Consider the following 4,279-nt stretch of genomic DNA (forward strand, 5'->3'; position numbering starts at 1 on the left):
TGGGCGTAATTACCTCACCACCATCAACATGTCCGAGTATCAGGAAAAACATACCGTCTCACGACTGATTGGCTCTCCGCCGGGGTATGTTGGTTTTGGGGAAGGCGGTGTGCTGACCGAGGCTATTCGGCGTAAACCGTACTCGGTGGTGCTGCTCGATGAGGTGGAAAAAGCCCACCCGGATGTGCTGAACCTGTTCTACCAGGCCTTCGATAAAGGTGAAATGGCCGACGGTGAAGGGCGGCTGATTGACTGTAAAAACGTGGTGTTCTTTTTGACCTCTAACCTGGGATATCAGGCAATCGTGGAGCACGCCGGGGAGCCGCAGGCACTTTACGACGCGCTCTATCCGGAACTGGCGGTCTTTTTCCGGCCGGCTTTGCTGGCCCGTATGGAGGTTATCCCTTATCTGCCGCTGTCGTCCGACACGCTGCGTACCATTGTGCAGGGCAAACTGACTCATCTCAGCTCGCTGCTGGCGCAGCGTTTTGGCGCGAGCGTTGAGACCGACGATGCGGTGACTGATGAGATTTTGCGTCGGGCGACCCGCAGCGAGAATGGTGCCCGTATGCTGGAATCCATCATTGACGGAGCGTTGTTGCCGTCGTTGTCGCTGAAATTGCTGCAGAAGACATCAGCGGCTGAACCGGTATCCCGGATCCGTATTGGTGTCGAAGCCGGTGAGTTTGTGTCAGTGGTGGAAGGGTGAACATGCTACAGGTGCTGCAGTTTGCAGAATCCCTGATCCAGCCGGACAATGATGCCGCGCTGGTCGACTGGCTGCTCGCGACCCTCCGTGAACGCTTGCAGCCTCTGGGCATTATCCTGGGACTGTGCGACTACAGTGGACGTTTACTGGAGTGTTCCGGACAGCATCCCGGAGGGGCATTTCGTCTGGAGTTGCCGGTGGATGACTTCGGCCATCCGCTGGCCGGTGTGGTACATGACAACGCCCCGCATCTCTGGGAAACCCTGAACGGGGGGGCGCGGACAGAGCACGCGGGTTTTCGTGAACTGCTGATGACCATGCATACCACCACTGGTCTGCTGGCACTGCCTGTCTGCGATGAAACGCAAAAAATTACCGGGGTGCTCGGATTCTTTGATGAGTCGGATGCCCTTCAGCGGTGGTCTGACAGCGAGTTACCCGGACATATTCTCCGGTTGTTTACCCTCCAGCGCAGCCGGTTGCATCAGATGCAGCATAATCAGAAAGAAAGCCAGTGTCTGCGCGATTCACTGCGCAGGGTGACGTCTGAGCAGTCGCAGCACGACAGGCTGACGCATCTGCTGGAAAGCCGTCTGGTCGGCCAGTCGGCTGTGATACAGCAGCTTCGGGAGCGCATCCGGCATGCGGCGGCACATTCCCTGTCGGTGCTGGTTGAAGGTGAAACGGGTTCCGGAAAAGAGGTAGTGGCGCAGCTGGTGCATGAATGCTCCTCCCGTGCCGGGCAGCCGCTGGTCGCGCTGAACTGTGCGGCAGTCCCCGAAAACCTGATTGAAAGTGAACTTTTCGGCTGGCAGAAAGGCGCGTTTACCGGCGCTAACAGCCATAAAGAGGGGCTGATTGCACGGGCGAATGGCGGCACGCTGTTTCTCGATGAGGTGGGCGATATGCCCCTTGTCATGCAGGCCAAACTGTTACGCGTGCTTGAAACCCGTCAGTACCGCCCGTTGGGTGGTGATAAGGAGCAGTATTCCGATTTTCGGGTGGTTGCTGCCACGCATTACTCGCTCAGGCAGCGCGTTACCGACGGGCATTTTCGGCAGGATCTGTACCATCGTCTTTGCCAGTGCGAGATCCTCGTTCCGTCCCTGCGTGAGCGTCCTGAAGATATTCCGCTCTTGTGCCGCCATTTTATTGCGACTTTCAGCCAGCGCGACGATAAACATCCTGGTGACATCAGCCTGACGTCGCTCAGGCAACTGCTTGGCTATTCGTTTCCGGGCAATATCCGTGAGTTGCGTAACATGACAGAGGTCGCCTGCGCACATGCCGCGGACGGTCAGATGATTGACGTACAGGAACCACTTTCGGCGCCATCTGATATTCGTTCACAGGCGAAAGCATATGAACCTGATGATTACCCACATGTCCGGGATTTACGTGAAGCCGTTCAGACCTTTGAGTCGGGTGTTATTCGCTCACGTCTGGCGTTTTTTAGCGGGGATCGTCAGCGCGTGGCTGAGAGCCTGAATATTCCGCGCCGGACGCTTGATCATAAGTGTCAGAAGCTGGAGAAGGCATGATGGGGATGCTGACGTTATTGCCACTACTCGCCGCGCTGACGGGGAAGTCGGTTGCCCCAGGTGGTCTGGACAAGTGCCAGTCGGAACAGGATCCCACGTTGCGGCTCGCCTGTTATGACGCCCTGGCGCGTTTTCATCATTCCCCGGCACAACAGCAGGTCCGTGATAGCGGATTTCAGTTGACGACCGATCCTGTAAAGGGCGATGGCGTAGTGATCCGCACGATCCCGTCCGCCGGGGTAATCATAGTGTCCTGCCAGAGTGGGATCACCCGACTCAGCGTGCGACCTGCCATGCCCTGGCAGGGGGATACGGTGATGGCGGATGTTGACGGTGAACCGGCTTCCGGTAACTGGTTTGTGCGTGACCAGGGGCAACTGCTGGAGTTTGCCCGGGGTCTGCCTGCCATTGACGAACTGCGTCACTGGTTCGGGCATCAGGCACTGACGCTCTCGAATGCTCACGGCCAGTCCATCCGTCTGCCGCTGGACGGGCTGGAAAGTGCCATCAGGCCGTTGCGTCAGCAGTGTCGCTGGGGAGGCGCGTCATGACACTCCGGCATCCCTGGAGCCAGCGCCTGCTGGCAGTGTTGTCTGATGAGCTGACGGTAAGCGCGGTGAGCGCAGACGATCCGCTGTGGGAAAAAACAGAGACCGAACTGGTGAAACTGGGTTCGCTTGCTCACAGTGAGGTCAATCTGGATGCTGTGGCGCTTGACTGCCTGACGCTGCTGGAAACCCGTACCAAGGATATGCGCGTACTGGTGCAACTGGTGCGCTGTCTTCAGCATCCGGCGACCACCGCGTCATGGTCTGCTGCACTGATCCTGATGAATGACTGGCTGTCGGCCTGGTGGACGCGGGCATGGCCGATCAGTCAGGCACAAAAGCTGCGCCTGATGGTCCAGATGGTTCGCCGTTTTGAGGGGGCACAGGCACGCCTGTGTGAGCGGGCAACGGGGAGCGAACTCGAAGAGGTGATGGTGCTGGTTCAGACGCTGGCACGGACCTGGGGAGCGCTGATGCCAGAACAGGGAGGCCTGTTTGACGAATTGGTCAGTACCCTGCAGCGCGCCGCGCGCCACTTACAGGCGCAGAACCCGGTCAGTGCAGAGCGTCTCTCTTCCCCTGCATCATCGACAACAGCAGCATCACCAGAGCCTGTTATTCGCAATGATCGCCTCACCCTGAACATCGACGATGCCGATGAACGGGCATGGCAGCAGACGCTGCTGAAGGTGGCAGACCGCCTGACTGAACACCAACCGGGTGAGGCGGTGGGATATCGTCTTCGCCGTTATGCCATCTGGCACACCATTACGTCCCCGCCTGTTGTCAGCAGAGGAAACCGTACGCCGCTGGCGGCGGTGTCATCTGATCGGGTAAGTGAATATGAATCTGCACTTGCCTGCGCTGATATCCCCCTGTGGCGCCAGACAGAAACGAGCCTCTCCCTTTCACCTTACTGGTTTGATGGTCACTGGCTGTCGGCGCAGATGGCGACAGTGCAGGGATTTGCTGGAGTCGCGCATGCCATCAGGGACGAACTTCTGCATGTATTACATCGCCTGCCCGCGCTGAGAACGCTGACGTTCAGTGATGACACCCCTTTTTTATCGTCGCGTTGTGAACAGTGGTTGCGGACAGCAGAGACGGAACGGGGGGAGGCCTGTGGTGATGTGAACACAGCGATTGGTGCCTGCCGCGAAGAGCAGGGGCTGAATGCGGCGCTGGCCCTGCTGGAAGACAATATCAGGTCGCAAAGTGAGCCCCGCGAAGCCTTTTATGCCGGACTGATGCTGGCGGAGCTGCTGGATACTGAGGGATTAACGAATCTGGCTGAGATGCATTACCGACAGCTCTGGCAGCAGGCACAACGGTTGTCTCTGGAACAATGGGAACCAGGGCTGGTGGAACGTCTGGAGCGTGCCGTCCGGGCGCGTCATTAACAGGAATGACTGGGTATAACGGAAATTATGCTGAAACACATTATCGTTTTTTTGCGCCAGGGGCTGCAGAAAGTCACCTTC

At 58.1% G+C, this 4,279-nt stretch carries 4 protein-coding genes; all 4 read left to right on the plus strand.

Annotated features, from left to right (window positions below; translation table 11 throughout):
• The coding region (locus tag DEO48_RS15590; RefSeq protein WP_181367020.1) for an AAA family ATPase at nt 1–709 on the plus strand (709 nt) is incomplete at its 5' end.
• A 2-nt stretch (nt 710–711) separates the two neighbouring features.
• Nucleotides 712–2,250: a sigma-54-dependent Fis family transcriptional regulator gene (locus DEO48_RS15595; RefSeq protein ID WP_109845668.1), complete on the plus strand. Its 1,539-nt coding sequence runs from the start codon at nt 712–714 to the stop codon at nt 2,248–2,250.
• Nucleotides 2,247–2,801 carry a type VI secretion system-associated protein TagO gene (locus DEO48_RS15600; protein WP_109845669.1) on the plus strand — a complete coding sequence of 185 codons (555 nt, stop codon included), beginning with the start codon at nt 2,247–2,249 and terminating at the stop codon, nt 2,799–2,801. The genes DEO48_RS15595 and DEO48_RS15600 overlap by 4 nt, the downstream gene beginning before the upstream one ends.
• Nucleotides 2,798–4,198, plus strand: coding sequence for a type VI secretion system protein TssA (gene tssA / locus DEO48_RS15605; RefSeq protein WP_109845670.1), 1,401 nt, complete (start codon nt 2,798–2,800; stop codon nt 4,196–4,198). Before DEO48_RS15600 ends, tssA begins: the two co-directional genes overlap by 4 nt.
• Nucleotides 4,199–4,279 lie beyond the last annotated feature (81 nt).

The sequence above is a fragment of the Enterobacter sp. CGMCC 5087 genome (assembly GCF_003144775.1).
GTDB classification, from domain to species: domain Bacteria; phylum Pseudomonadota; class Gammaproteobacteria; order Enterobacterales; family Enterobacteriaceae; genus Enterobacter; species Enterobacter cloacae_M.